This is a genomic window from Candidatus Melainabacteria bacterium (assembly GCA_003963305.1).
In the GTDB taxonomy this organism is placed as follows: Bacteria; Cyanobacteriota; Vampirovibrionia; order Obscuribacterales; family Obscuribacteraceae; genus PALSA-1081.
Window position 1 is genome coordinate 186,873 of record RXJR01000010.1, and the last position, 26,052, is coordinate 212,924.

At 57.8% G+C, this 26,052-nt stretch carries 25 protein-coding genes; 6 read left to right on the forward strand and 19 right to left on the reverse strand.

The genetic code is table 11. From position 1 onward, the window contains the following. Positions 1-4 precede the first annotated feature (4 nt). Genes EKK48_13245 through EKK48_13255 form a run of 3 tightly spaced genes read right to left on the reverse strand, consistent with a single transcriptional unit; the run spans position 5 to position 2,972 of the window. Positions 5-1,216 carry a VWA domain-containing protein gene (locus tag EKK48_13245; protein ID RTL41877.1) on the reverse strand — a complete coding sequence of 404 codons (1,212 nt, stop codon included), beginning with the start codon at positions 1,214-1,216 and terminating at the stop codon, positions 5-7. Positions 1,217-1,230: 14 nt separating this feature from the next. Then, positions 1,231-1,806 carry a hypothetical protein gene (locus EKK48_13250; protein ID RTL41878.1) on the reverse strand — a complete coding sequence of 192 codons (576 nt, stop codon included), beginning with the start codon at positions 1,804-1,806 and terminating at the stop codon, positions 1,231-1,233. 11 nt (positions 1,807-1,817) lie between these two features. Then, positions 1,818-2,972 (reverse strand): VWA domain-containing protein, encoded by a 1,155-nt coding sequence (locus EKK48_13255; protein RTL41879.1) that lies wholly within the window; start codon positions 2,970-2,972, stop codon positions 1,818-1,820. 1,326 nt (positions 2,973-4,298) lie between these two features. On the opposite strand from EKK48_13255, the gene EKK48_13260 reads away from it, so the two are divergent. From EKK48_13260 to EKK48_13275, 4 genes are all read left to right on the forward strand, one after another. Further along, entirely contained in the window at positions 4,299-4,649 is a 351-nt protein-coding gene (locus tag EKK48_13260) for a hypothetical protein (protein RTL41880.1), read from the forward strand. A gap of 124 nt (positions 4,650-4,773) precedes the next feature. After that, positions 4,774-6,027 (forward strand): acyl-CoA dehydrogenase, encoded by a 1,254-nt coding sequence (locus EKK48_13265; protein RTL41881.1) that lies wholly within the window; start codon positions 4,774-4,776, stop codon positions 6,025-6,027. A 150-nt stretch (positions 6,028-6,177) separates the two neighbouring features. After that, positions 6,178-6,498 (forward strand): hypothetical protein, encoded by a 321-nt coding sequence (locus tag EKK48_13270; protein ID RTL41882.1) that lies wholly within the window; start codon positions 6,178-6,180, stop codon positions 6,496-6,498. Positions 6,499-6,629: 131 nt separating this feature from the next. After that, positions 6,630-7,250 carry a hypothetical protein gene (locus tag EKK48_13275; GenBank protein RTL41883.1) on the forward strand — a complete coding sequence of 207 codons (621 nt, stop codon included), beginning with the start codon at positions 6,630-6,632 and terminating at the stop codon, positions 7,248-7,250. Positions 7,251-7,406: 156 nt separating this feature from the next. Here EKK48_13275 and EKK48_13280 read toward each other — a convergent pair whose 3' ends face one another. The 11 genes from EKK48_13280 to EKK48_13330 all read right to left on the reverse strand — a co-directional run bounded on the left by EKK48_13280 (position 7,407) and on the right by EKK48_13330 (position 20,951). After that, positions 7,407-8,093, reverse strand: a complete 687-nt coding sequence (locus EKK48_13280) for a response regulator transcription factor (GenBank protein RTL41884.1) — start codon at positions 8,091-8,093, stop codon at positions 7,407-7,409. Positions 8,094-8,335: 242 nt separating this feature from the next. Further along, positions 8,336-10,219: a PAS domain S-box protein gene (locus EKK48_13285; GenBank protein RTL41885.1), complete on the reverse strand. Its 1,884-nt coding sequence runs from the start codon at positions 10,217-10,219 to the stop codon at positions 8,336-8,338. A 109-nt stretch (positions 10,220-10,328) separates the two neighbouring features. Then, the gene (locus tag EKK48_13290; protein RTL41886.1) at positions 10,329-10,823 is read right to left on the reverse strand and encodes a hypothetical protein; all 495 of its coding nucleotides are present in this window, start codon (positions 10,821-10,823) and stop codon (positions 10,329-10,331) included. A 378-nt stretch (positions 10,824-11,201) separates the two neighbouring features. Beyond that, entirely contained in the window at positions 11,202-14,045 is a 2,844-nt protein-coding gene (locus EKK48_13295; protein RTL41887.1) for a hypothetical protein, read from the reverse strand. Positions 14,046-14,104: 59 nt separating this feature from the next. Continuing rightward, entirely contained in the window at positions 14,105-15,082 is a 978-nt protein-coding gene (locus tag EKK48_13300; GenBank protein RTL41888.1) for a hypothetical protein, read from the reverse strand. Positions 15,083-15,364: 282 nt separating this feature from the next. Then, complete coding sequence (locus EKK48_13305) at positions 15,365-16,060, reverse strand: hypothetical protein (GenBank protein RTL41889.1); 696 nt, start codon at positions 16,058-16,060, stop codon at positions 15,365-15,367. 299 nt (positions 16,061-16,359) lie between these two features. Beyond that, positions 16,360-18,006: a hypothetical protein gene (locus EKK48_13310; GenBank protein ID RTL41890.1), complete on the reverse strand. Its 1,647-nt coding sequence runs from the start codon at positions 18,004-18,006 to the stop codon at positions 16,360-16,362. Positions 18,007-18,126: 120 nt separating this feature from the next. Next, on the reverse strand, positions 18,127-18,564 hold the full coding sequence (locus EKK48_13315) for a hypothetical protein (GenBank protein ID RTL41891.1): 438 nt from the start codon (positions 18,562-18,564) through the stop codon (positions 18,127-18,129). 125 nt (positions 18,565-18,689) lie between these two features. Further along, positions 18,690-19,163: a hypothetical protein gene (locus EKK48_13320; GenBank protein ID RTL41892.1), complete on the reverse strand. Its 474-nt coding sequence runs from the start codon at positions 19,161-19,163 to the stop codon at positions 18,690-18,692. 129 nt (positions 19,164-19,292) lie between these two features. Then, positions 19,293-19,739 (reverse strand): hypothetical protein, encoded by a 447-nt coding sequence (locus tag EKK48_13325; GenBank protein ID RTL41893.1) that lies wholly within the window; start codon positions 19,737-19,739, stop codon positions 19,293-19,295. 666 nt (positions 19,740-20,405) lie between these two features. After that, positions 20,406-20,951 (reverse strand): hypothetical protein, encoded by a 546-nt coding sequence (locus EKK48_13330; GenBank protein ID RTL41894.1) that lies wholly within the window; start codon positions 20,949-20,951, stop codon positions 20,406-20,408. A gap of 287 nt (positions 20,952-21,238) precedes the next feature. On the opposite strand from EKK48_13330, the gene EKK48_13335 reads away from it, so the two are divergent. Beyond that, complete coding sequence (locus tag EKK48_13335; protein RTL41895.1) at positions 21,239-22,459, forward strand: NupC/NupG family nucleoside CNT transporter; 1,221 nt, start codon at positions 21,239-21,241, stop codon at positions 22,457-22,459. A gap of 236 nt (positions 22,460-22,695) precedes the next feature. Here the strand turns inward: EKK48_13335 and EKK48_13340 are convergent, their stop codons facing one another. From EKK48_13340 to EKK48_13360, 5 genes are all read right to left on the reverse strand, one after another. Continuing rightward, positions 22,696-23,055: a hypothetical protein gene (locus EKK48_13340; GenBank protein ID RTL41896.1), complete on the reverse strand. Its 360-nt coding sequence runs from the start codon at positions 23,053-23,055 to the stop codon at positions 22,696-22,698. A 179-nt stretch (positions 23,056-23,234) separates the two neighbouring features. After that, complete coding sequence (locus EKK48_13345; protein RTL41897.1) at positions 23,235-23,588, reverse strand: DUF4870 domain-containing protein; 354 nt, start codon at positions 23,586-23,588, stop codon at positions 23,235-23,237. Positions 23,589-23,734: 146 nt separating this feature from the next. Then, positions 23,735-24,085 carry a hypothetical protein gene (locus EKK48_13350; protein RTL41898.1) on the reverse strand — a complete coding sequence of 117 codons (351 nt, stop codon included), beginning with the start codon at positions 24,083-24,085 and terminating at the stop codon, positions 23,735-23,737. Between the two features lie 170 nt (positions 24,086-24,255). Next, complete coding sequence (locus tag EKK48_13355) at positions 24,256-24,588, reverse strand: tetratricopeptide repeat protein (protein ID RTL41899.1); 333 nt, start codon at positions 24,586-24,588, stop codon at positions 24,256-24,258. Positions 24,589-24,672: 84 nt separating this feature from the next. Further along, complete coding sequence (locus EKK48_13360; protein RTL41900.1) at positions 24,673-24,894, reverse strand: hypothetical protein; 222 nt, start codon at positions 24,892-24,894, stop codon at positions 24,673-24,675. Between the two features lie 381 nt (positions 24,895-25,275). Here EKK48_13360 and EKK48_13365 point away from each other — a divergent pair, with 381 nt between their 5' ends. After that, positions 25,276-26,007, forward strand: a complete 732-nt coding sequence (locus tag EKK48_13365; protein RTL41901.1) for a sulfite exporter TauE/SafE family protein — start codon at positions 25,276-25,278, stop codon at positions 26,005-26,007. The last annotated feature ends 45 nt before the right edge of the window (positions 26,008-26,052 follow it).

A 26,052-nucleotide genomic window follows, 5' to 3' on the forward strand; every position in this document is an offset into this window, starting at 1 on the left:
CTTCCTAATTTGTCCGACCATCGGACTTGCGGTTAAGGGAATCGATCGCGGTCCGAGCCGAGGCGGACCTGCCAAGCAGGTTGCCCAGGCTAAGATTCGAGACGCGGATCTTGGGCAGCAAAAGCTTCCAGCGGGGCAGTCCGCCACCGCCTGTAGTGATGAAGATGAGCAACAGAATGTCGCCCAGAAGCAGCCAGGCACGCAGGTTCGAGTGAGCCGGCAAAGCATGCAGGTCACCGGCATGCTGCGGGAAGCTGTAGTCGATGCTAACCGTGCCCGGCGGAGCGTAGATGAGCTGCGCCCCGGGAACGGCTGCCTGCATCTGCACGAGCACCTGCGGCTCGAGCTTGGTGGTGCCTTCATAGTACTTGCCGGTGCGACGTTTCGTCGTCTCGTCATAGAGAGGCACAGTCACGGGCGTGTTGCCGCCGAGCGCGACGATAAGCAGATGAATCCGCCTTTTGCCAAGCTCGCCGAGCATCTTCTTGAGCTCAGCCGGGTCGCCTGTGAAGCCGCCATCGGTAAAGAGGACGATGAAGCGCTCCTTGTCGGTGGGCTGACCCAGCCGCCTGTGCACTTCACTCATCAAGTCGAACTGGGCAAGAGCGGCCTTGAAACCAGCCGTGTAGTCAGACCCGCCACCAGGCGCGGCCTTTATCTGCACGAACTTCTGGCGCATGACGTTGAAGGCGCCTTTGGGACTGAGATCGGTTGTGATGTCCCACATGTTGAAGCCTTCGCCCATGAGGGTCGTCAGTCCAGCCGCGTTGTCTTTGAGCTGAACCAGAAGCTGCGTCGTGTAGTACTTGGCGGCATCAAGTCGCGTGCCGTACTGAAACGACTTGTCGGGCATCGACTGCCCTTCGGGCGCCGGCAGGAACGGACGATAGTCTTCCGCCCCCATCGAGGGAGAGACGTCGTAGACAAACTCGACCTCGGTCGACCCGGCTGGCACCATATCTGGTGCAGTCGAGACTTGAGGTCCAGCCAGAGCGATGACGAGAACGACCACGAAGCAGAGCCACTGCAGCCAGAGCGACTTTGTCTGGGCTGCGTTGCGAGGCGAGAACTGCTTGAGGAAGATGTGGTCGCCCCAGAGCTGGCGCGCCCCTTCCAGGGTGCGCAGGTTGTACCAGGCGAAAGCTCCGCCCAGCACAAGCACGATAGGAACCCACACCCAGAGCACGGTGGGGTCCATGAAACGGACGTTGAGCATGGCTGCCCCCGTGGTTAGAGTGCGTTGCGGTCCGCCTTGCCGGCCTGATTGCCTTTGGACGGATCTTGAGACTGCTTGTCGCCAGGCTGGCCGGGCTTACCTTTGCCCTTGCCCTCTTGCTGGGCCTGGTCCTGCTTCTGGTTGAAGAGGATCTCGAAGTCGATCTGGGTCACCTTGCGGTCGGCGCGCAGCTTAGCGAGCTGAGCAGGCGAGAGATCGACTTGCGAAAGGGCATATTCGGTGGTCAGCTTGAGCGCATCTTTGTATGCGATGATGGCCAGCTTGGCGTTGCCCATCTTGACGAAAGAGAGCGCTTTGAAGTGCTGAGCAAGCTCAGCCACTTCCAGAGACGCCGGCGGCGAGAAGCTGTCGGCGGTGCTCTTCTGGTCGACATAGCTGGCGAACGACTTGTCGAAGTAGTCGGCAGCGATGTCGTACTGAGTGGTCATGTAGGCAGCTCGACCGAGCATGTAGTACTGAACCTGGGTGGACTGCTTGTCCCACCAGGTCCAGCCGCACATGATGCCGATCGAGAAGACGATGAAACTCGTTATCACCCAGACACGGTGACTCGGTAGATACTTTCTCATGGTCAACTCCATCAGGGTACCCGCCCGGCTACGGTGACGCAGCCGAAGAACAGGAGTGCGAAGCCGATGGCGCCCAAGATGAAGGCGTAGTCGACATCGCGGTTGAGGTCGAGAGTCTCGTAGACTTCTTGAGCCTGTTCGAGCTCGTTGATCTTCTCCATCGCCGCCTTCATCTGACCAGGGTTGCTGGCTCTGAAGACGATGCCTGAAGTGGGGTCGGCTGCGTGCAGCTCGTCTGCGAACTTCTGCAAGTCGAGCTGGTTGCCTTCCTTCCATCCATCACCCAGTCCGATCACGTAGAACTTGATGTGCGCATCTTTGTAGCGCTGGATGAAGTCGGCTCGCTTTTGCGGGTCGATGGCGTCGAAGCCGTCGGTGTTCATGATCAGCACACGCGTCGAGTTGTCGGACGTGTTCTGCACGAAGTACTCGTAGGCTTTCTGCAAAGCGACGACGAAGTTGGTGCCGCCGCTCGTGTTGGCTATCTGCGCGGTGCGCAAAGTGAGCACGATCTTGTCGTCGGTGAGAGGCGCCATCAGGTAGAGGTCATCGTCGAACCGCATCATGCAGAAACGGTCCGTATTGGACGGATCGTCAGTCATGCGGTTACGGATGAAGTAGCGAGTCGCCATCTGAGCCGCCTGCAGCCGGTTCATCGGCTTATTGGGGTCGACGGCAGTGGCGCCGGCTGGAGCCAGGAGCTTGTCGTTGGTGCCGCTGTCGATGATCAGCGAGGCCGGGTCTTTCGCCGCCCGTTGCTGATCTTCGGCGAGTTCTTTGGCACCGTCGTTGAGAATGGCGTCCATCGAGCCCGAGAAATCGTTGGCGACGCAGACGTTGCGCGTCTGCTTCAGATGTTGCACCGAGGCCTGAGGCACGACCGGACTCATCATAGCGAAGTCGATGTGAACGACGCAGAGGATGAGTGACGCATAGGCCGCAAGCGACAGTGTCGACCAGCTGCGCAAGCCTTTGTGCGGCGCGAGCGTCGAGTGTCGAATCGTCACCTGGCGATTTCCCCACAAAAGTGCGAGGTAAATCAGCACAGGAAGAAGAAAACCGAAGCCGGGGTGAAGCAGGTGCGGTTGCAGAAGCGCAGTCCAGTAGTCGTGGTACGCGTTTGCAACCAGCGTCCATGCACCACCCAGATAGTGGGTAATGTTCATGTCCACTCCTATCCGCAGTCAAAAGCGTCGAGCCTGACCGCGTTTAGTTAGAGTTCATCAGAGTATGCCGGGCAGCGAAGCGGCCTGGCAGTGCGGATGCAAGCCAGCGTAGACGTCTGTTGAAGATGGGCCGACGACGTCTCGTACTGGGAAGTACTGTCAGGTTTGGCTTGTTATCTGGTCTTATTGCGCCGAAGCGAGGTTTTGTTCCTGAGCAGAAAAAGAAGTTGATTTATAAACTAATAGTGAAGACTTCCAGTCCATAGATGCAATCAAATGCGTGTAACGGATGTAAACAAGCGAGCAGATCAGCTTTTGAAGCTTTCACGAGCGAACGCGAGCTGTGCCATAGATAACCGTTAATGCCACCACATTTGATACCAACCAATTTTTGCAAAAAAGATCGGACCAACCGATCAAGAGTCCTTAAAGCCCTGAAATACGTACACATTCAGCGATTCAGGGCAGTACAGTGCTAACCTCGCGTCAATCTAACGAAAACATTAAGAAAGGGAAGCCGAAGATCCTGTGCCTGACAACAACACAGGACACACCAGGCAACAGTTCATCATTCTTTACAACGTAACGAGATTGTCATGATGCCTTAGAAGTGGCGCCAGGACATGTTTTCGGGAGCTGCGAATGCTCGCGCGAAGGACACTGATCAGACCTCACGATTTTGTCTTGTTGGGACAAACCACGAAAGCCATTTAGTGCTGATATGTATGCTGAATTTGAACAGGGGTGCATTGATTATGGCTGAAATCGGATGATTTTCAAGAGGCAGATTAACGGCAACTCACTGCAGGTAGCTGCGTAAAAAAGACTGGAAGAGCAGAAGCTGAAAGGTTTCGCGCTAGTTTGCGCTGGTCTGCTTGAATAATTAAAATTCCCAGAATTAATAAATCCAGTTCAAGGGAAGCCCAAGTCAGCCGGGCAAAGTCGGTTCTTCAGGTGGCCCCCTGCATCTGGTCTGATCTGGTTTTTCGCACAGGAATGAATAACCAGATCCAAATTTATTTCTACTTTTTAGGCAAAACAGGGCAGTTTTACTTGCGGAAGCTGTCAAGAGATTGATAGAAATAGGAGCCCTATTCAAACAACACCTCGAGAAACCAAAGCAGCTTCCACGCTTCTTTTGCGCCACCTCAATTCTCAAGTTTCAGCAGAGTCAACTGCTGGGTGGCTTCTCGGGTCGACAAGGGACAGGCAATCCAAGCCGAGTCAAAACGCTCGGTGCAATCGACCACGAAGTGAGCGGTTCCATTGCCTGGGGAACGCAACGCTTGCTTCGCGCAATCGCTTTTTGATTGCGGAAAGGTAATTATGTTCATCGATCTGCAGGACATCCGCGATGCACATCGGGCAGCCGACCCGGCTGCCTACGAGAAGGCCTACGACGAAGGGTACGTGAAGGCTTACAACCTGATCTTCCCGCTCTTCCTCGAGGCTGTTCGCAGCGGCATCAGGAGCGGAAAGTACGACGTGTCGAAGCTCGACGCGAAGACCTACCCGACGCTCGAGATCAAGAGCGCCGTCCTGCCGACGATCACGCTTCCGCAGGTGACCGGTCTGGCAGAAGCGATCATGGTTGCACACGACCACGGTCGCGACGAAGCATGTGATGACGCCTTCGTGGACGCTGTTTCCACGGCAGTGTCAGAGCTCGACCGCTAGTTTCAACGAAGAAACCAGCCAAGTTTTTTCCGGAGAGGCACATCCTCAGATGGTGCCTCTCCGCTGCAATTCCGCACCAGATACGGTGCAACCATCTGTTCCGACGAGTACAACTGGAGTAAAAATGACGATCTCATCCAAGTGGCACGGTGTCGACCTGACCGACGATCAGCTCACCCTGCTCGACTGGCTGCGAGAGTTCTGCGAGAACGAGATTCGCCCCAACGCCGCCCGCTACGACAAGTCGCAGGCGACGCCCTGGGAGATCATCCACAAGGCAGCGGCAGCCGGCATCTACTCGCTCGAGTTCTTCGGGCAGCTCTTCTTCGGCGACCCGACGGGCAAGACGGCGGCGCTGGCCATCGAGGAGCTCTTCTTCGCCGACCCGGGCATCGCGCTGGCGCTCTTCGGCACGGGGCTTCCGGCGGCGGCGATCATGGCCAACGGCACCGACGAGCAGAAGATGAAGTGGCTGCCGCTGTGCTTCGCCGACAGCAAGGGCAAGCCGGCTCTGGCAGCGTTCTGCTCATCGGAGTCGGGAGCCGGTTCGGACGTGAGCGGCATGCGCACGCGAGCCGTCTACAACGCCAGGAAGAAGACCTGGACGGTGAACGGCACGAAGGACTGGATCACCAACGGTGCCATCGCCAACGAGGACGGCGAGATCACGGGCGTGCACGTGGTCGTAGCGGTGGTCGACCCCAAGCTGGGGGCGCGCGGTCAGGCCAGCTTCATCGTGCCGCCCGGCACGAAGGGGCTGTCGCAGGGCACCAAGCACCACAAGCTCGGCTTCCGTGCTTCGCACACGGCTGAGGTCGTCTTCGACAACGTCGAGGTGCCGGCCGACTGCCTGCTGGGAGGCAAGGAGGCGCTGGACGCGCGACTGGCCAAGGTGCGCGCCGGGCAGAAGTCGGGCGGGCAGGCGGCCATGGCCACCTTCGAGGGCACCCGCTGGATGGTGGCTGCGATGGGCGTCGGTCTGGCCCGGGCGGCGTTCGAGTACGCAGTGCAGTACGCCACCGAGCGTGAGGCGTTCGGCAAGCCGATCGCCGAGCACCAGCAGGTGGCGCAGATGATCGCCGAGCTCGACGTCAACATCGATGCGGCGCGGCTGCTCGTCATGGACGCGGCGAGCAAGTACCTGACCACGGGCAAGCTCTCCCGTGCCGAGGGTTCCAAGGCGAAGCTCTTCGCCACGGAGCTCGCGGTCAAGGCGACACGCTACGCCGTGCAGATTCTCGGCGGCGCCGGCTACGTGGAGGACCACCCCGTCGAGCGCTGGTTCCGAGACGCGCCTCTGCTGACGATCTTCGAGGGCACCTCGCAGATCCAGAACCTGATGATCGCCAGCACCGCGACGGGGCTGCGCATCCGCTGAGGTAGAGCCACAGCTCGACCAACAGCAAGGCACAACTCAAGAGGGCAGTCGTTTCCAGTTGCGATTGCAGGCGACTGCCCTCGACAAGTGCCACCACATACGGCACTGCACTGAAGCATTCAATCTCACCTCCAGAAAGGAAGTTGCTTCATGTTCTACTTCACCAGTGAGCCCACGGGCGCCTTTCCCACCCAGGGCGAGGGCATCATCGAGGAGACCGGACAGGCCTTCTACTTCCGCTACCGGGGTGGCCGAGCCAGCCTGACCATCTCCGAGGACGACCGCGTCGTCGTCGGCAAGGAAGGCAGCGAGGGCGTGGCACGTTGCTACGAGCAGCGTGTGGTCAGCGAGGACGCCATGCCGATCGAGCAGTCGACGGCGCTGACGACGGCCTGGCTCACCCTCTACCTGGCCGAGCCCCGGCAGCACCCGGCTCTTACCGCCATCCAGCGCTCGTCGCGCTGGAGCTGAGCAGAGAGCAAGTCCCAGTTCCATCCACCCAGGGTGTGGCGTCGAGTCATCGTTGCCACACCCGCTCACTGATTTTCAAGCATCCATCTCTGAGCCAGGTCGGCTCAGGATTCTCCGAAAGGAAGTACATCATGTCCGCAGACAACGGTTCCTATGTGGTGAAGACGCCGGCTCGCAACGGGCTCGCCTTCGAGTACCGGGCCGGGCACGCGCAGGCGATCGAGAACGCCGAGTGGCCCGTCATCGGTGTGCGCAACCAGTACCTGGCCAACGCCTTCGGGGCAAGCTGGGTGTTCGCGCGCGAGCGTCGGGCGGTGGCCTTCGCCAACGTCATCGAAGACGAGGTGGAGGCACTCTGCAACGGCTGGGGCACCGAGTATGGTGTGGCGGTGATCCCCGTCGACACTCCCTTCCCGGGCGCCGCAGACGTCAAGCCGAGCTTCGGCGCCGACGACGGTGTCTACGTGCTGAAGACGCTCTCGCCCTGGGGTGAGGGCTACATCTGGCGCGTCGCCTACGGGCAGGGCATCGGTGCCGACGTGCAGCAGCTGCTCTCCGGTGGGGGGCGGCTGCTGGAGCTGCACGCGAGTGTCGACAACCTGCTTTCCACCTTCGGGCAGCGGCGCTCGATGATCTTCTCCAGCCGGGGTCGGGCCATGCGCGCAGCGCACCTGATCAACGACGACATCGTCTCGCGCGGCGGTGCCACCGCCCACGGTGTGGTCAGGCTGGAGTTGCCCTTCGAGCTCTAGGCAAGCTCGACCACCAGTCGGGCCCGGCGCTGTGCCGGGCCCGACTGAGCGGTACGTGGACTAGTTGAGGGAAACCTTCTCGTGCTCTCAAATTTATTGCTTTTTTCGGTCAATACACTACCCAATATAGTTAATATTTCAGCACCAGATATAGTATCAGCCAATCGATCTTCCCGAATCGATTCGATAACCCAAACCTTTAGTGGTGCGAATAAAGGCTTCGCGGCCGGGTCTATCGAGCTTGCTACGAAGCCTGGATATACACTGCCTGACTGCATGTTCTGAAGACTCGGAAGCCGACTGCCATACACCACTGAGCAAGTCATCGACAGTAAAATATTGATCCGGTCTGCGCATCAAGTATTCCAAAACGGCTATTTCCATAGCGCTGAGTGAGACTTCAACGCCGTCTACAAGAACATTTTTAGTTTTAATACTGAGTTCGACGCCTTTGAAAGACAGAACATCATCTTTGAAAGTACGAGCTCTGCGCAGCAATCCATCGACTCTGGCAATAAGCTCTCTCATGTCGAATGGCTTAGTGAGGTAATCATCTGCACCCGTTTCAAATCCAATTTCCTTGTCACGGATATCGCTTTTTCCGGTCAACATCAAAATGACGGCGTTACCGTTTTTTTGCCTGTACTTCTGCAAAACTTCCAGTCCGTTGAGTTGGGGTATGCCCCAATCCAGGATCACGACTTCATAGTCAAAGTTTCGCAAAAACTCCAGGGCATCAATTCCATTGCTGACCAACTCGACAACATGCTTGCGCGATTCCAGAGCTGTTAGTACAGAAAGTCCCAGCATTTCGTCGTCTTCGACTATGAGGATCTTGGCCACGCAAATTTACCAATCTTTCACTGAAACGCACCGGCGAATCATACTGATGGCCGGGTGGGAAAATTATAGCGTCCCGGCATCATCAAAAGTAAAGAACAACCTTGCAGAACAAGGTTGCTCTTATCCCCTGAAAAATTGAAATCCGGCAATGCCGAGCAATGAATCGATTGCAAATTGACCATACCGGGGCTACATAACTCTTTTATGACAAGAAGGCAGCAAAGTATTTTTTTCGCGTCAAATCAAACCGAAGAAATTTCTCTGGGCAATTGAAACCAGAAGCGGCTACCCACGCCCAACTCACTTTCCACACCAATGGTGCCACCATGAGCTGCCACCAGAGATTTACAGATCGCCAGTCCGAGCCCGGAGCCACCTTGAACGACTGCGTCAGAACGCTCAACTTGACTGTAACGGTCAAACAGAGAAAGACACTTTTCTTTGGGAATGCCACGTCCCTGATCCGAAACAAAAAATTCGAATGTAGTATCTGATTCTAGTACGCCCAAAGTGATGGCACTATTGGACGGGGCAAATTTGAGACTATTGCCGATCAAATTCACGAGCACCTGTACGATTCTGTCAGCATCGACATTGATGAGAGTATCGCCGGAACACTCCAACTTCAGATCAATCGATTTCTTTTCGGCGCTGGATTGTACTGAGTCAAGGGCGCGTGCAAACAGCGTGCTTATGCTGATTGGCTGCAACTCAATGGTGAGCATACCGGAATCAATGCGCTCCATATCGAGCAAATCGCTGATCAGACGGATCAATCGCTCTGTTGACTGCAGCCCTTTTTCGCTGAGATTCTTGCCACGATCATTCAATTCACCCAAGACACCCTCAGTCAAAAGTTCAAACATAATCGTCAGAGATGATAGGGGAGTGCGAATGTCATGCGTAACCATGGTCATAAACTCAGTACGCATCTGCTCGACTTTCTTGCGATCGCTGATATCGTGTGCGATACAAAAGATAGTCTCCTCCGACTCGACACGAATAGTCGACCATAGCGTAAACAGAGTGGTTCCATCATTGCGAACAATGAGACGTTCCATCGAATTGACGGAGACTTCATCAGATAATGAAAGAAGCTGAGAGCGAGCAGATTCGCGCTCGGCCGCAGGGAGAATTTGATCAATACTCTTGCCAACCAAATCGTCGGGAGTGTATCCCCAGAGTTTCTCGGAAGCCCTGCTAACGAAGTTAAATTGCAAATCCAGATTGACAGAAAAAATGACATCGGCAGAATGGCTAATAATGGCAGTCTCACGGCGATGTGCTTCACTCAGTTGACGCGCCATATCATGAAAGGAATGATCAAGGCGGGCAATTTCATCTCGCCCGGAGACTTCAGGAAGGAGAGTGATGCCTTCAGACAATCTGCTCAAATTTTTCATCAAGCTATCCAACCGGCTCAGAGTGGACTTATTGAAATAGATAGCTAAACCGGTGACGAGAATAATGTTCAGGATCACGCCCGTCCATACAATATAGTCCAACAGCTCGCGCAACTGTTGTTGCTTCTCTGCATCTCTGGCCTGCACCTGATCTTGCTGATCAATAATTCGGTCTGCGATAGGCATCAATCCTGCCAGTTTTTTATAAATCTTGACGACAAGAAACTGCTGTTCAAGGACCGAGCCCCTCCGGTACTCCAGAGTTTCAAAATCAGCACCGAGATCAGTAATGAGACGAGTCAGAGTTTCGACATCGGGTTTAACCACATTTTCGTCGTCAACGAGAGCGAGGACGTTCTTCCATTGCGCAACCGCGTCGGACATGCCGGCCGCTCTCTGATGAGTCCAAAAGCGACGTTCTTTTCGCAACTGTGGTGCCACCACTTGCCAGATGTCCTTATCCTCATTGACTTGATGTATTTTTCTCATGGAGATTACCTTCTCCATCATGGCGAAGCTGCCAGCTCGCAGCAATGTACTTTCGGCTTTGTTAATCGCTACGGCTAGAGTCTTCTCTTTCAACTCAGTTTTGTACAGCTTTTCCAGTTGACTCTGTGTACCACACAGCAGAGAAACGAAGAGGACCTCGAATGCCAGAGGTATGCCAACCAGCAAGAAAGACTTTTGCGAAAGCGACAAATTAGCAGAGAAAGGACTGTTCAAAGCGCAGGTTCCAGCGAGTAGCCTAATGGCGACAAATCTACAGCAAATAGCAACTTCCGTCAGCCGAAAGTTGCCATTTGTCTGGCGAAACTGAGAAATTTAGAGAACACTAGAATTTCAACAAGGGCTCCTGGTCAAGACTGCCTCCTGCAAGGCCATTTCCGCCTCTGCTTTTAAGTCCTCGTTCCATACCATCTCTTGTGCTGTCAAAATCAGACTGCGGACCAACAGAGTCGAGTAATGGTCCATGCCCCTTATCCTGCGCTCCGTCGCCCGTACCGCTCTTAGCAACGGGGTCCTTTTTGTCTGGAGCAGCTACGGAGTCACTGCTCGAGCCGACAACCGTTCGTCCCGATTTATGAGAATTTTGTGCATGGTCAGGCTCTTGCTCTTGTCTATCTTTCGGAGCACCACCCCTATCTGGCGCACCAAATACGATACCTTGATCAGAAACTACAGCTTCGGGCACAACACCGGTTGCCGAACCAGAATCGGCAACCGACTTAGCAAATGCCTTATCGCCATACGCGTCTTGATGGAGGTAGGCACCGGCGTTCGACTTTCCTGAATCAACTGCGTCTCTAACGTTAACTGAATCTTTCATGGTTCATGCTCTCCATCAAGTATGTGATTGCTACCCAAGCACTGGTAATGGCGGACTTGTGCTTGTGAACAATCTAAATCGCGTTGTTAACTTATTCTTGACAATAAGCATCGGTGAACAGAATGTGCGAAAACAGCCTGCGCGGGCTACGTACAGAGGTCTCTGCCGCAGCTTACGGTTTAATTTGATCGTTTGCTTTATATGTACTATACTATATACAAGAACAACAAAAAAAAGGGAAAACGGCAAGGATGCCGCTTTCCAGGTTGTTCGCGAGCATCGGCGGAATTGGCAGGAGCCAGTTCCACCGATGTCGTTGCTCTTTTCGCCGTGAACTGAGAGAGCTTCCGGTCCGAAGGAATCGGGCCGGAGCGCCGCTCAGCCCTGTTCGCGCACCAGATCGTAGTGAGCCAACCCCTGGTAAGCACGCAGCAGGGTGGCCTTGCTAATCGCCGGCACGAGATTGCGATCTTCCTCGCAGACGTGATCGGCGTAGAGCCTGAGCAGCCGGTCCGAGCGCCGCCGGGCCGAAGCCTTGCTGAAAGCCCGGGTGAGCCAGTTGCCCTTGCCCGCACGTGCTGCTGCCACGGCATCGCCTTCATGCATGCGGGCGAAGTCGTAGGCAGTCATGTAGTCACGTCCGGGCGCGTAGGTGCGGAAGCTGCGCTCGAACGCCTCCTTATCGACATCCACTGCCGCTCCGGCAGGGATGTCCTGCACCGTCGTGAGCGGCTGCCCTTCACGCATGCGGTTGCGCAGGCTGATCTTCAGCACCTGCGCATCGACCACGAACGTGTTGGAGAGCCGGCGCGTGGCAAAGCCGCTCACCGCCACGATGCCGCACAGAAGCGCCACCACGGGGTGAGACGAGTGCAGGAGCCAGGCCAGAGCGGCGCCACCGCCTGTGATGGCGAAAGCACCGAGCCGCCCGAAGCAAGCAGCGCGGTTGATCCACCTTTCAGCACGAGCGAGCGTGCCGAACATGAGGGTGCGCTTGTCGGTGTAGCACTTCTGCCACACCTGTTGCATGAAGCGCATGGCGAGCATGCGAGTCACAACGAGAGCGAGCGAGCCTGCCGCGAAGAGTGCGAGCAGAACGAGCGCCGTGGTCAGCGTGAAAGCGCCCGTGTACACGCCGATACCGGCAGCGAGAGCGGCCAGAACGAAGGTGCGCAGGTCGGTCTTGAACAGCGTGGCTGTGTCCTCGTGCGTCTCCGTCAGCATGCGATAGGGGAAAGTCTCGGTCTCCTTCCAGGGCGCGAAGGCGCGCGTCACGCCTTCCATTTGAGGGCGCAAACCCGGCACATGGCGAGCCATGGCACCGAGCATGCCACCACCGTGCTCGACCCAATCCATGCCGACGCCGTATTCGGCATAGGTGAAGCCTTCCGTCAGATGACGGTTGGACTTGACCCGGCGCGGGGCGTTGAGCACGAACTGGTAGAACTGGCAGAAGCCGAGCGCGAAGCCGGCCGGCTTCGGTTCGACGAGAATGCCGATGCCGGCATCGACCGCATCGACATCACCCTCATAGAGCACTTCCAGCTCGCGCGCCATCTCGACATCGCCGCCGGTCAACTCCAGGAAAGAAGTAACAGGAGGCTCGCCCAGCGACTGTCGGAAGTCGTTGTAGGTGCCCGTTCCGTCGGTGCGCTCGCGGAAGACGTCACGCTCGGCCAGGTCGGTCCAGGTGCCGTCCTGCTGGTTCTTGAACTGGGTCAGGGCGCGCGGGAAGTTGTGCAGAGTCAGTGCCCCTGCCGATTTCTTCACGAACGACCAGGCCAGGGTCTCGTAGCCGAAGCGCTCGACCAGAGAGCGTGTGTTGCCGTGAATGAAGTCGACGAGCGAGACGCGGTCGAGCGTGCGGTCGCTGCCGGGCTCGATGATTTCCTGCTCGCTCAAGATCATCTCGTGCAGGCGATAGACCATGCGGAACTGCTTGGGCACCTGGAAGGGTCCGTCGTGGTGCTCCCACTTCGAACCGGGCATGCCCCAGATCAGCTCATAGTGCCGGAACCAGGTCATCAGCCGGGCGATGGTCGGGTGACGATCGAAGAAGCGCATCATGAACATCTTGGCGCGCTGCCCGAGGAAGCCGTACCAGTCGGCGTGCATGCCCATCTGCAAGGTTGGGTGCTGGAGCAGATCTTCGGTCCACATGACGGTGTGGATGCGAGCGATCTGAGCCACGTTCACCTTGCGCGCCATCTGGAAGAGACGCTCGTCGTCCCAGTCGGGATGGAAGTAAGCGTAGTGCCGAGCGATGGCGTTGTGCTCGGAGACGAACAGCCAGTGCAGGAAGCTCAGCAACGGGCTGTAGTTGTTGTTGAAGCCGGTCTTGTCGATGCCCGGCTTGGCAGGGTCTTCGGGCAGGCGCTGGCTCTCGTCGACGGCCATCTCGCCACCACTGAAGGTGCGCAGCGAGTGGAGCTCATCGTCATTGGTGCCGTAGATCTGCCCCTGGATCCAGGCCATCTCGCGTTCGGAGATGACGGTCGGCCTGCCATTGTCGGTGGTGCGGGTCCAGTCTTTGCTGGTGCGATCGACAACGGCCGCCTCGCCGTCAGGCCAGTTCTCTTCCGGGCGGCGCGCAAGCAGGTGCGGGCACTGACTGACCGGGTCGTGCCTGGTGTTGCCGCCGAAGTTGTGGAACTGGAACTGAATCCAGCCACCCGCCAGGTTGTTCAGAATCAGCGCCGGCTTGACGATTTCTCGTCCGTGCTCGTCCAGCCTGCGCCAGCGAACCTTGCCGACATCGCGAGCGCTGGGAGTGATCGCCTCGGGGTCGGGGCGCACCTTCCTGGGCGGAATGTTCGACCCGAGCCTGGTGTTGACGGCTCCCATCTGCGGGTCATCGTTGTCGGAGACCCAGGTGCCGTCGGCGGTGTAGAAGTGCTTGACGGCGTCAGGCTCCGGTCCGAACTGCTTCGTGTCGTTCGTCGCGTAGTCGTAGGGGTCGGTGAGTGCGTTGCTGCGGTTGAAGCGAATCTTGGCGAGCAGGTAGAGCAGCCCGAGGAAGGGCGGCCACTTGTCCCACGTCACCTTGCGATTGGGGTCGCGCGAGAGCCCGCGGTTGAGCGTCTCGAGAATCCAGTAGAAGCAGTTCCAGTAGACATAGCGAATCGGACCGATGCCGACGCGCGAAGACTGGGGTCGAAAGCCACCTGTGACGCGATGGAAAGGGCAGCGCTTCTGTTGCTGCCCGTCTTGATCTTCTGTCATATGGTTTTTCCTATTCAGTTCTTGCCAGCATTACTGCCGGTGTGAAAGAGAGCGAGCCTTCAAGAAGCAGTGCCACCCGCGTTCTTGTTGGTTCGCCATGTGAAGTCGGCGCGATAGACGGCCTCGCGCACACGGTTCACCCAGCCCAGCGGACGATGCTCGGGCAGGGTGCGCCAGGGGTTGAAGGAGAGCGCTTCTCCCGACGATTCCAGAAGCGGATTGTCGTCACGCCGGCGCGGAATTTCCAGCACCGCCACCGGTATCAGACGCCCGCGCCACTGGACGGAAGGATCTTCGATCGGTTCGCCTTCCTGCTGGAACTGCACGCAGAGCGTGAAGCGCACCGCCTGCTTGCGCAGGAGCTTTTCGGCGGCATGGCGAAGGTAGGCGCCGTCGAAGATATTGGGCAGCGAAAAGAAGCTGCTGCGCTGTTGCGCGATCAGCGCATACTTGACGGCACGGTCACCGAACATGTAGGGCGTCTGCGAGTAGTAGTCGATGGTGAGCGGGTTCTTGACCAGCTTGAGCACCGCCTTGAGCAGAAGCCGTCCTTCGGGCTTGAAGCGCCGCAGTACCTGGCCGACCTTGCCGCGCGCCATCAGGTCGCGGATGGGCGGGTAGTCTTCCAGATGGCGATGGAAAGAAACGGGGTGATTGGCGAGCAGGAAGTCGCAACAATCAGCCTGTTCATCGCCGACGAGCAGCTTGTCGCCAAGAACGCCATGCACCTTGATGGCGATGCCTCGCACGTTGGGAAGGATGTCGGGGCCGGTCCCGGGCGCACCGTTGGAAAGGCGCACACTGGCACCAAAGTAGTAGCCGGACTTGCCGAAAAGACCGATGTTTCCAGGCGCCACCCGGTCGAGAATGCGCACTCGGGCATCGGTAAAGCTGCCGTGCGATTTGCTGTGCACGTCACGGCGAGCCAGGCTGCCTGGCTTGTAATCGCGCTCCTGGTCGGCGATTGTGCCGTCGACGATCTCAGCGATGATGCTCGCTTCGTTGACGCCGACTTCTTCTTGTGGTCTGTTGTGCATGCATAATTCCTCTTGAAGGAAATGCGGCGAAACTGGTTGAGCATCGCCGCAAGCTGGTGAATGAACGGACAGAGAGCCGGCAACTCCCGATAGAAAGCGGGTGTTGCCAGCTACCTGAGTGAACGGGTCAGCTCAGCGCCGCGCCAAGCAGGACCACAATGAGCAGCCCGACCAGAATCGACACGACCACGATGTTGCGCTCCATGAAGCGGTCAAAGGCAGACCTGGACTGAGACCGAGGCGTGGGTGATTGACGAGGCATTGAAGTTCTCCGTTTGCCTGTTACGAGGAAGCAGCCGCGTCAGACATCGCCTTCCAGACGGGAAGATCTTGCGTGTTGACGTAACTGTAGGCGAACTGCTCTTCCGTTGTGCCGGTGAGCGCATGGGCAGCATCGGCAACAGCGCGCTCGAGCCCGAAGAGTCCGAGCGATGCGGGGTGGCAGGCACTCTGTTGAGCACTGAAGAGCGCCTCGCCGGCAGCGCTATTGGCAGACCTGGCCTTGTTCAAGGCGGCAGCGCAAGAGTCCACGTGCTGCACACCACTGGCGATGCCCTCTTCGGCCTGGTCGAGCGCCGCGCGAGCCGCAGCCAGTTCCTGGTGAATCAGCCAGAAGCTGTGCGTGCGGTCGCCGTATGTTACGGCAGCCGCGACGATAAACTCTTCGTCGTCCGACGAACAGACAGACCAGAGGTGCTGACGCGCCTGCGCAAGACTGCCGGCGACCTGCTGCAACTGCAGTTGTACCGTCGACAGACGCCGCTGAGCGACCAACTTGTTGAGCCTTGCCGATGCCAGAGCGGCTTCGGCGGAGGTGAACGCCAGCTCCGCTTCGGCCACCTGCTCCGAGGTCGTGAGCTGCAGCTGTTCGGCTGCAACGATGGCGCAGTGGGAATTGAATTCATCACGCTGGTGCGCAGCGAGCGCACGAGCAGCGATGATGAGAGTTTGGATGTTGCCAGAATTTTCCGTAGTCATGATATTTACCGTAAATGTGTTTTGCTGGAGAGACTTGAAAGCGCCCCCGCGCAAAATTTAGAAAGCACGCACCGAGTTTTGGTTCGATACGCTCCGTGAAGCAGCACTGCAGATGCACGCATCACCAGCGCCGATCTGGCGCCGGAGATGCTGGCACAAGCAGCGCCCCTGAAAGGGACGCCGGTGATGTTGCCACCACCAGCGCCACTAAACACAACGCCCGTGTTGTTGCCATCACGAACGCCACTAAACACAACGCCCGTGTTGTTGCCATCACGAGCAGTGCTACAGCAGACGACTCAGGAGCCGCTGCTGCCGCTCATCTTGGGGAAGTAGCCGTAGACGAGCGAGCCACCGCCGACCGGGACGTTGATCTTGTCTTTGGGATCGGCCTTGTAGTCGCCGTTGCTGCCCGGCTCGGTCACCATCTCGAGCAAGCCCTTGTCGAGGTGCCCGTAGATGAAGGCGATCGGGTCGGTGACGACCAGGCCCTTGTCCTCGAGAGCCTTGAACATCTTCGCCATCTTGATGCCGATAGCCGGCGCCGCATGGCTCGTGCCGCCGACCTTGGACGAACGGTTCTGGTAGCGCACATTGGGTCCGCACTCGGGCGCCGCCACGTCAGCCACGAGCGAAGCGCTGTGCCCGGCTTTGCCGGTGCTGGCCGAGACCGGCAGCCCCAGCCCGACCTCCTCCTTCATGGGCGGGAAGAGATCAGAGATGCCACCGCCGGTGTCGCTCCAGACGTAGCGGCTCGTCACCGTCTTGCCGTCACGGGAGCGGATGCCGATGCCGGCGGCGCCGATGATGTTCGGCACCGAGGACGGTGCGTCGGCAACGGCCTTGGGCGTGTTGTCGCGCGAGCCATTGTCGCCCGTGGCGGCAGTGACGATCATGCCCTTGAGACGAGCCGCCGCGGCCGCTTTCTCCCAGCGCAGCAGCGACTGCTGCGTGAAGTTGGACTCGGCCATGCCCCAGCTGATCGTGTAAGCGCGCAGCTTGAGCAGGCGCCCGTCCCTGGTCTGAACGCCCTTGAAGGCGACTGCCGCTTCGATCGCCTGGATGAAGGCGTCGTCGGAATTGTCGGCGCGGAAGATGACGCAGTAGCCGTTGGGATTGAGCAGCACGTGCGCCTGCAGATCGAGAGCATTCTCGACCGTGGCGCCGTCGGCGTAGCCCGAAGCGCCACCATCGAGCGGCGTGCCGTCGACCGAGTTGCCGATCACAGGAGCGGCGGCGATGCCTTCCTGTTTGGCGACGTAGGCCGCATCGGCGAGAAGCCGCGGACCGTTGTCACCGCCGAGGCTGACGAAGCCGGTGACGACATCTTCCACCTTGTCCATGGCGGCGACATCGAAGCCTTGCAGCCGGGCCAGCCCGCGCGACGTCAGACCAGACGGGATGGCGCTGGGCTCGACCGCCGAGCCGGCGAAGCGCAGGTTGACATGCGCGATGTCGCGCGTGTCGAGACCGTAGACGCCGATGATCGGCAGCCCGGGCTTGACGGTGATGTGGCCTTCGCGTCCGACGAACTTGCCGCCCTTCGCATCGACGAAGTGGGAGAGCTCGATGCCGGGCAGGAAGCGCCGGGCTGCGGCGTAGGTGCCCTGCACACGCTGGATGCCGAACATCTTGTCGGCGTCGGTGCGGGGCAGGAGCGTCAGACCGTGCTCGCGAGCAGCCTTGCGAACGCGGCGCAGATGCGACTTGCGCTCGCCGAAGAGAGCGGTCAGCTCGTCGTTGGTGAGGTGCGGGCGGGCGCCGCGCGAGACCTTCTCCTGCAGCCGGGCGATGTCATCGCGGCTCGCAAGAGACGACATCTCGAGCGAGAAGCGCACCTGCTTGTTGCCGGCCAGCTCACGCACACGGGTGCCCGACGGTGCCGGCTTGAAGCTTGAGGTGAGAGCGACCACGGCAGCGGCGGTGGCCTTGTTGGACTTGGACATTGGTGATATCTCCACGTTGTTAACCTGGCAGCGTGATTGCCACCAGGTCTCGAAGGAAAACTGCGAAATTGAGGACAAGCGGCGGGGCGCTAACCTTTCAGAAAGCGCCAGACTGCCCGGTCAGACTGCCCGGGCATGGAAGTTGGGGTTGGCGGCGCGGAAGCCGTCGGCGAGAACCGACATCATGGCGATGGCGTCGAGCTTCTGCATGAGCCCTTCCGCCATTTCGATCATGTCCTCGGCCGAATCGAGCAGAGCATCGCGCTCTTCTTCGGTCTGGCACAGCGCCACGTCGGCGAAAGTGCCCTTCACACGAACGAAGGGATAGCGCTTGATGCCTGCGCTGATTGAACCGAGCGCCGAGCTGGCGAACATGTTCGCCGAGAACGGATCGGCGTCAGCCTCGTATCCCGTCTGCACGATATGGTCGGTGAGAAAGATGACAGACAAGGCTCGTTGCGCGAGCTGATCCACATCGTCAGTCTTGCGTCCACGGAAGTGGTTGACGACGTCAGCGAGTTCGGTGAGCAGGATCGAGTCGCGGTTGGTCTTGGTCATTTACTTATTCTCCTCACATGCACCAGATGCGGTGCACAATGCAACGACAGATGCCAGGCATCTGTACGGACAGCAGACGGCTGGCAGAATCGCCGGCCGCCTTTGATTGCTTCGGTGGCAGTAGTTCAGCCCTGGTGTCGGCCGGTCTGGGCAGGGCTGTTGTAGACGAGCACTTCGCCCGCATAGAACGCGTTCAGGCTGACATCGACAGGCGCTGCGGTCGAGACCGGGTCGACACCGCCGCAGTTCGACGGAGCAGGCTCCTGCACGAGCTGCTCGGCCATGCCGATCAGCCCCTGCACATGACCGAGCAAGCTCGGGTCGGCGAGCGTGACCACCTGTTCGGCATCACGAAGGAACGGGTAAGTCCTGAAACTGCGACCGACTATGGTGAGCGCCTCATCGGCGTACATCTCGGCGAGCGCCGCAGAGGAGAGGAAGTCGCCCTGCGAACGGGGCTTACCTCTCGTTCTGAGAAGAACCGAAACGCCTCGCTGCACGAGCCGATCCAGGTCGTCGATCTCCCGGTTGCGGAAGTGTTTGACGACATCGCAGAAGTTGCCGCGCAGAACCGAGTCGGCGTGATTGGTCGAGGACATGTGAAGCTCCATGCCTTATGCACCAGATGCGGTGCGGGGTGTCGTGACTGTCGATACCGGCGCATCGACGGGTGAAGACTTACCAGCATTCGACTCGCCGGAGTCTTAAGCTGGGCCAAGGTGGCAGACTTACGCAGATTTGCCGGAGTCGTTGCCGGTGCTGCCGTCGCCGTGCATACCAAACGGGTCCTTCGGATCGAAGGGACCGTGCTGGCGAGCCGCACGAGCGAATGCACCGACGAAACGCAGCGAGCCACGTGCGGCGCTGCCGAGCACCGGGCCGATGATGCCCCAGAGGGGCGGTCCGACCCAGACTATGATGACGCTCATGAGCGCCAGCATCACACCACGAATGGTGCCAAGCGCGGCGGCGGGCTTGATCTGTTGCAGCACGGTGTGCACCGTGCTCATGTCTGGCATCTTGGTCCAGTCGACGATGCCGTTGAAGGAGTTGTTGCAGCACTGCACGACGCTGTAGAGCAGCACGCAGAATGCCACCTTGACGAGATTGCGGGGGCTGTTGAGGGGCGGGTCGTTCTGGTCGTCGGGACTCTTGGGGTTGGTTGCGTTGGACATTGGTCTATCCTCCGGTGCCTGCAGGCAGGCACCATTCGGGGTTGACGAGCGGCGGATGCCGCCCGAGAGAAGCGGTGTCACCACAATCAGTGGCGGTACCGGCGCAAGCGGAACCAGCGGCGACGGGGTCGATACTCCATCGACCTGCCGCAGGTGCACATGAGAACAACGATGATCAGCACCAGGAAGGCACAGAAGAGATTTTTGATGAGCTGCATGGATGTTTCCGGTTGTGCTGCAACTGAGTTGACACCTCTTGCTGCTCCTCGTATCAAACCAGCCACCCGGGGCAGCCAGCAATCATGAGGACCCGACAAGAGATGCAGCGGAGACGCCGTCTGTCTATCGAGGCGTTAGACAAAAGTCATCTTCGATGGTCAGACACGCCAGTCGGCGACTGACGTAAGTAAATCCAGATACTTGCAGGAGTGCTGTTTCTTAGCTCTTTTCGGAAATGAAAACTGATGGATGAATACTTAGAGATTTACCAGTATCTAAATGGTGATCTCATCACAAGTTTTGTATAGACGAGCACTTTACAACGCTTAACCGCTAGCCCTGTTAGCATTCGCACACGCTGTAAAGAGCCTCGCACACTGTCGCGAGTGCAGGTAAATCCAACCTGCGACTCTCCAAGATTGCCTGAAACCCTGACTGATGCTCTATCTACATAGACTTAGCGGAGCTTTCAGCGAGCTTTTTGACCATGCTTAGATTGCGCTTAGAACGGTGACTGACGATGCCGTTTGTAATCATTCGCGGCAAAGAAATATTCGGCTCGACATAAGTAGACAGCGAGAGCTTTGTGTGGCCTTCCTCGGTAGGAGTGAGAATCCAACTTCCTTCCATCGCTTTCAAATCTTCAGATGAGATAAGTTTGAAATCTACTCGCTGAGCTGCTGTTTCATTAAGGTGCAATATGCATTCGGCATTGCCAAACGGCGAAGGAAAAATGAACTTCTGCTCTACTACAGGCTCACCGTTCTCGCTGGCCGACTTGATGTAAGCAGAATCCGGATCTATCTTGCGCTGTTCGAGCATACTTCTCCAGACAATTTTAGGTGGTGCCTTGATCAGGACTTCTTCATGCACACCGTTCTTATGCGCCTTGCCCACTGCCGTATGTTCGGCCCGAACAGGCTGCATCACCGGCACTGACACCGTTGAAAGAACGAGTGCCGCAGCAACAATTATTCTTGTCTTTATGCTCACACCAATAGCTCCATGAGAGGCCGGCAATTATAAATAACTCGCGATAGGTAGCACATTACATATTGCCAAGGTGTACGTTGCCAAGAAGCGCAGGCGGTTGTTTATTGACTCTGCAGATTGCTAATTCTAAGAAGTCACGTTTCATTACTTTCAACAGCCAACAAAACCTGTAAGTACCTTCAGCTTCTTTCGAGAACGTCTTTCTTCTCTGCGTTAGCAGGGTGGATGTTTCTCGACTATCTGGCGCCACCAATTCAGGTGTGCGTCGCTTTGTCGGAGTCACTCTCATGGACAAACTCATCGGACTACTAGGCATCGCCGTCATCATCGGCATCGCCGTGCTTCTCTCCAACAACCGAAAAGCGATCAAGTGGCGCCCGGTTGTTGTTGGTCTCGCCTTCAACTTCATCGCCGCCCTGCTCATTCTCAAAGTGCCGATCACACGCCAGGCTTTCGAGGCGGTCGGACAGGGCATCAACAAGCTGCTCGAATTTGCTGTCGACGGCGCGGCGGGAATCTTCGGCGACAAGCTGGCCCGTGGCGAATTCATCTTCGCTATCAGGGTCGGCTCTTCGATCATTCTCATCGCCGCCCTCTCGTCACTGGCATACTACCTGGGCATCATGCAGCGCATCGTCAAGCTCCTCGCCCGAGGACTGATGCGCACCATGGGCATCACCGGACCGGAAGCGCTCTCAAGCGTTGCCGCGGTTTTCGTCGGTCAGGTGGAGTGTCAGTTTCTGATCAAGCCGTATCTGAAGCGGCTGAGCAGCTCTGAACTCTTCACATCGATCGCCGCTGCCATGGCGACTATTTCCGGATCGGCCCTGGTCGCTTACACGGCTCTGGGCATGAATCCGGTCTGGCTGCTGTCAGCCTCGATCATGTCGATATTCGCCGGCATCGCGATCGCCAAGATCCTCTGCCCGGAAACGGAGCAGAAGGCACTCACGGGCGAGGTGGTTCTCGACATCGAGAACAAACCTGTGAACGCCTTTGATGCCATCGCCCACGGTGCAATGGACGGTGCCAAAATCGCCGTCAACGTGATGGTGATGGTGCTGGTCGGTATCGCCATGGTGGCGATGATCAACTTCTTGATCGCCATTCCGCTGCACTGGTTCGGTGTCAGCTGGCAGATCCAGGACATGCTCGGCGTGTTGCTCACACCGCTGGCCTGGCTGCTCGGCGTGCCCGCGCACGAGGCCTTCCACGTGGCACGCCTGATGGCTACCGAAATCTTCGTCAACGAGTTCGTCGCTTACGGAGAGCTCAGCCAGGTCATCCACGGACACGGCGCCTACGTCTTGAGCGAACGCACACAGCTGATTGCGACGGCAGCGCTGTGCGGCTTTGCCAACCTCGGCTCGATCGCCATCAACATCGGCGGTCTGGGCGCGATGGCTCCCGACAGACGCGGTGAAATCGCCAAGATCGGCTTGAAGTGCCTGGTCGCGGCGAATCTGGCCACATGGATCACAGCCGCTACCTGCGGACTTTTCATGTAGACCACCGCGCTTGACTGACTTTCGAGAGCGGCAGGGTAGATCGTTGAAAAACGACACTCCCTGCCGCTTTCGCTTTTATCCCACCCTACTATACTATAGAATAGCTTGCGATAAAAATGAAAACTGTTAAAAGCCGGTCCCTTTCAGCAAATCGATGGTTATCCAACCTGAATGCGACCGGCGAAAGCAGCAAAGAGCCGCGTTCGCCGGTCCTTCATGCCTTACAGCTCGGACGCCTAGGTCTCAGGACCAAGAAGGCGGTAGCCGAAGCCGTTGATGACACCAATCACGAGCACGCCCCCCGTCACGAGCAAGACATCGAAGGCAGACAGCACAGCCGAGATCTTGTAGCTGACGGCGAGAAAAGCAATAATGCCACCGAAGACGACTCCGGTCGCGATCACACCGCCCAGGATGGGACGGCTGGAGCCGAAAGCAGCGATGAGACCGCCGATGACGGCGCCCAGAACGAGACCGACGACGGCAGCTGCCTGTAGGTGCGGGTTCAGTCCGTAGGCGATGATGTTGAAGATCAATTCGGCGATGGAGCAGGCCAGAGCACTGCCCAGGACGCCAGTCAGTTTGTTCTTTTGCATGCACGTACCTTCTTTCTAATCGGCACTTAGCACGATTTGTTGAATTGAGATTTGAATATTGGTCACAAGCAAAGGCACTAACGGCAGGCAGGCGATGCTCAGCACAAGCGTGCTCAACATCGCCCACCGGTCTTGTCAGTCAGCGTCGCGAGCAGTTCTCGTTTGCTGCGCCGCCGTCGTCATCGGATGATCCGGATGGTGAGCGGATAGCGATAGGCCGTGCCACCGCCGGCAGTGATGGCGGCGATGATGGGCAGAATGAAGCCCAGAACGCCGACCGCGATGAGCATGGGAATGCCGATGATGAAGAAGCACAGCAGCGCCGAAACGATCGCCCAGAAGACCAGGTTGATCTGGAAGTTGAGCACCTCTTTGGCCTGGTCCTTGACGAAGGGCGAGTCCGAGATGAGCATGATGACCAGCGGCACGAAGATGTTGCAGAGGATGGAGGTGGCCAGAAGCGAGACCAGATGGCAGATGACAGCCAGGGTTCGCTCCTCGCCGGTGGTGTTGCTGAGATTGGTTGCAGACATGTTGTCCTCTCTTAAAAGTCCAGCTGAAGTTGTTCAGCTCAAATGTGCATTGACATGACGAGCAAACCCGCTTGTGAAGCAGGTGCCCGAAGGTGGCCAGGCTGACGGAGAGGGAGCGGCTGAAGTGCTCCCTCTCTGTCCATGAATCAAACTGCGGCAAGCTCCCTGTCGCTCCAGAGCGACTTCGGAACCGGCTTGCCATGCTGGTCGCGCAGAGCGATGCAGTAGCAGGGTCCACCCGACTCCATCACTTCCTGCACGTACTCCTCCAGCACGGTACCGTTGGCCAGCGTGTAGCGATGCAAATCGCCGGCGAACAGCTTGTAGCGCGCACGCACACGGCTGTACACGCGTTTCTCGACACAGGCGACCCGACGAACACGGTCGAAAGGCACTTCCTTCCCACCGGCGCGGATCTCCTTGCCGACTTCGTGCACCAGCTTGGTGCGATTGACCTTGCGACGAGCCCACTGGTTGAGCCCTTTGAACTGGTCCATTCTCATAGCAATTTCCTCTTTGTCTTTGAGTGATTACAGGGTGCTGGAACACCCGTTTCAGAAGCAGGCCAACGTGGGCATTGAGCTCGACGTTGGGTGAGCGAGAGGCAATGCCTGGCACCGCCTCTCGAGAAGTTTCAAGACCCTGAGGTCGTGACCGAGGCTGAGCCTCAGTAGTAGAGGTCGTGCAAACGACCGAAGATGCGCTCGACTTCAGGCGCTCGCGAACCGAGTGCCTTCTCCATGACGCACAGCGCCTCGCCCAGCACTTCACGCGCCTGGTCGAGGCTGTTCATGGCCGTCAGGATGGTGCCGAGGTCTTCCAGGCAGTAGCCGTAAGCACGGCTGTCTTTGCCGATGTGCTCAGCGGCGAGCGCCAGCGCTTCACGACAGATGCGTTCAGCGGCGATGTAGTCCTTCTTCCGCCATTCGCTCGTGGCACTGTCGAGAAGGGCAGCGACGCGGGAAGCGTAGCTGGTCTCAGGGATGTTCGGATTCGTCATTCAGACTCCGTTGCAGTTGATGGGTTCGTCGGAGCACCAATCAAGGTGCCAGTGATTTTTGGTGGCAATCTCCCTGAGGTTGTGTCAATCGACCACACGAATCTGGTCGGCACCATAGGCAGCAGCCCAGAGAGCCTTGTAGGTCCAGTATTCGTGTGGGTCCGGAGGCGTGGTTCGCTTTGCTTCGTACTCAGCTACCAACGCCTCATAACGCTGCTGGGCCTGGGCGGCTTGCACAGACGTGAGAATGACTTCACGCCGCGTGTCGACCGCCTGAACGCCAGCTGCATCGCTTGAGTCAGGCATTGCAAAGCTCCGGAAAGAGTTGAAAGTCGCAGTCCCTCTCGGCTGTTTTGAAGTTCAGTGATTAGAAGTTAGTTCTTACGCTTGAGGTTTATTAGCCGAGAAGAAATGAAAAGAAGACAGTATTTCTTTCTTATCAGTGATAGGTGATCAAAGAGGAGCGAAGTTTTGTAAAAGGACCACTTTACATCCCTTTACATCACTAAATAATTCCCTCAACAACAAACAGGCTGACAATCTTTCTGCGCGCTGACAACAAATGGGCTGTCGCGAGCCCCGCTATGTGATGGAGATAAAAGGCGAATAACAGTCAGACCACATATAATCCTTCGCTGCGCATTTGCACTCGTCCCATTCGCGCAAAAGAGACCAGCGAGCCTGAGCATGGATTCTAATACCTGGTTACCATTTGCTGCCACCATCGCTGGTGCAATCGCCTCAATTACAGGCTTTGGCATAGGCAGCCTTCTAACGCCACTGATGGCCTTCGAACTGGGCACAAAACTAGCGGTCTCGGCAATCACGATTCCACACCTTGCTGCTACGGGTCTGCGCTGCTTCGTACTGCGCAAATTCATCGACAAAGGGGTGCTCCTCACCTTCGGCGTCACAAGCGCTCTGGGCGGGTTCGCAGGCGCCCTCCTGCACTCACTGGCCCATCCGCAGTGGCTGACGGTTTTCTTCGGATTGCTGCTTGCGGCAGTGGGCGCCATGGGACTGACCGGTTTCGATTCGAAGCTGCGCATCGGACGCAAGCGAGCTGGATTAGCCGGAGCCCTCTCAGGCGGGCTGGGTGGCATGGTGGGCAATCAGGGCGGCTTGAGAAGCGCCGCCATGCTCGCTTTCGACGTTCCCAAGGAATCATTCGTGGCCACATCAACGGCAATAGGTGTGATGGTTGACCTGGCCAGGCTGCCTGTATACATAGCCACAGAGTCAGGAGAGTTGTGGGCGATCTGGCCGAAAATTGCCATCGCCACAGTCGGCACACTTGCGGGCACACTGATTGGCATGCGTCTGCTTGAAAAAATCAGCGAAAAAGTTTTCAAAAAAGTGGTCTCCGGGGTGATTTTCCTGCTCGGACTATCGGTATTAATCAGGGGCTCAGTCACATAGCACTTACAAAAAATCACGGTTGAGCTAAGTTACCGTTTTTACGTG

Coding starts and splice junctions, on each gene's coding strand:
- EKK48_13245 (RTL41877.1), bottom strand. CDS start 1,216: ATGCTCAACGTCCGTTTCATGGACCCCACCGTGCTCTGGGTGTGGGTT.
- EKK48_13250 (RTL41878.1), bottom strand. CDS start 1,806: ATGAGAAAGTATCTACCGAGTCACCGTGTCTGGGTGATAACGAGTTTC.
- EKK48_13255 (RTL41879.1), bottom strand. CDS start 2,972: ATGAACATTACCCACTATCTGGGTGGTGCATGGACGCTGGTTGCAAAC.
- EKK48_13260 (RTL41880.1), top strand. CDS start 4,299: ATGTTCATCGATCTGCAGGACATCCGCGATGCACATCGGGCAGCCGAC.
- EKK48_13265 (RTL41881.1), top strand. CDS start 4,774: ATGACGATCTCATCCAAGTGGCACGGTGTCGACCTGACCGACGATCAG.
- EKK48_13270 (RTL41882.1), top strand. CDS start 6,178: ATGTTCTACTTCACCAGTGAGCCCACGGGCGCCTTTCCCACCCAGGGC.
- EKK48_13275 (RTL41883.1), top strand. CDS start 6,630: ATGTCCGCAGACAACGGTTCCTATGTGGTGAAGACGCCGGCTCGCAAC.
- EKK48_13290 (RTL41886.1), bottom strand. CDS start 10,823: ATGAAAGATTCAGTTAACGTTAGAGACGCAGTTGATTCAGGAAAGTCG.
- EKK48_13295 (RTL41887.1), bottom strand. CDS start 14,045: ATGACAGAAGATCAAGACGGGCAGCAACAGAAGCGCTGCCCTTTCCAT.
- EKK48_13300 (RTL41888.1), bottom strand. CDS start 15,082: ATGCACAACAGACCACAAGAAGAAGTCGGCGTCAACGAAGCGAGCATC.
- EKK48_13305 (RTL41889.1), bottom strand. CDS start 16,060: ATGACTACGGAAAATTCTGGCAACATCCAAACTCTCATCATCGCTGCT.
- EKK48_13310 (RTL41890.1), bottom strand. CDS start 18,006: ATGTCCAAGTCCAACAAGGCCACCGCCGCTGCCGTGGTCGCTCTCACC.
- EKK48_13315 (RTL41891.1), bottom strand. CDS start 18,564: ATGACCAAGACCAACCGCGACTCGATCCTGCTCACCGAACTCGCTGAC.
- EKK48_13320 (RTL41892.1), bottom strand. CDS start 19,163: ATGTCCTCGACCAATCACGCCGACTCGGTTCTGCGCGGCAACTTCTGC.
- EKK48_13325 (RTL41893.1), bottom strand. CDS start 19,739: ATGTCCAACGCAACCAACCCCAAGAGTCCCGACGACCAGAACGACCCG.
- EKK48_13335 (RTL41895.1), top strand. CDS start 21,239: ATGGACAAACTCATCGGACTACTAGGCATCGCCGTCATCATCGGCATC.
- EKK48_13340 (RTL41896.1), bottom strand. CDS start 23,055: ATGCAAAAGAACAAACTGACTGGCGTCCTGGGCAGTGCTCTGGCCTGC.
- EKK48_13345 (RTL41897.1), bottom strand. CDS start 23,588: ATGTCTGCAACCAATCTCAGCAACACCACCGGCGAGGAGCGAACCCTG.
- EKK48_13350 (RTL41898.1), bottom strand. CDS start 24,085: ATGGACCAGTTCAAAGGGCTCAACCAGTGGGCTCGTCGCAAGGTCAAT.
- EKK48_13355 (RTL41899.1), bottom strand. CDS start 24,588: ATGACGAATCCGAACATCCCTGAGACCAGCTACGCTTCCCGCGTCGCT.
- EKK48_13360 (RTL41900.1), bottom strand. CDS start 24,894: ATGCCTGACTCAAGCGATGCAGCTGGCGTTCAGGCGGTCGACACGCGG.
- EKK48_13365 (RTL41901.1), top strand. CDS start 25,276: ATGGATTCTAATACCTGGTTACCATTTGCTGCCACCATCGCTGGTGCA.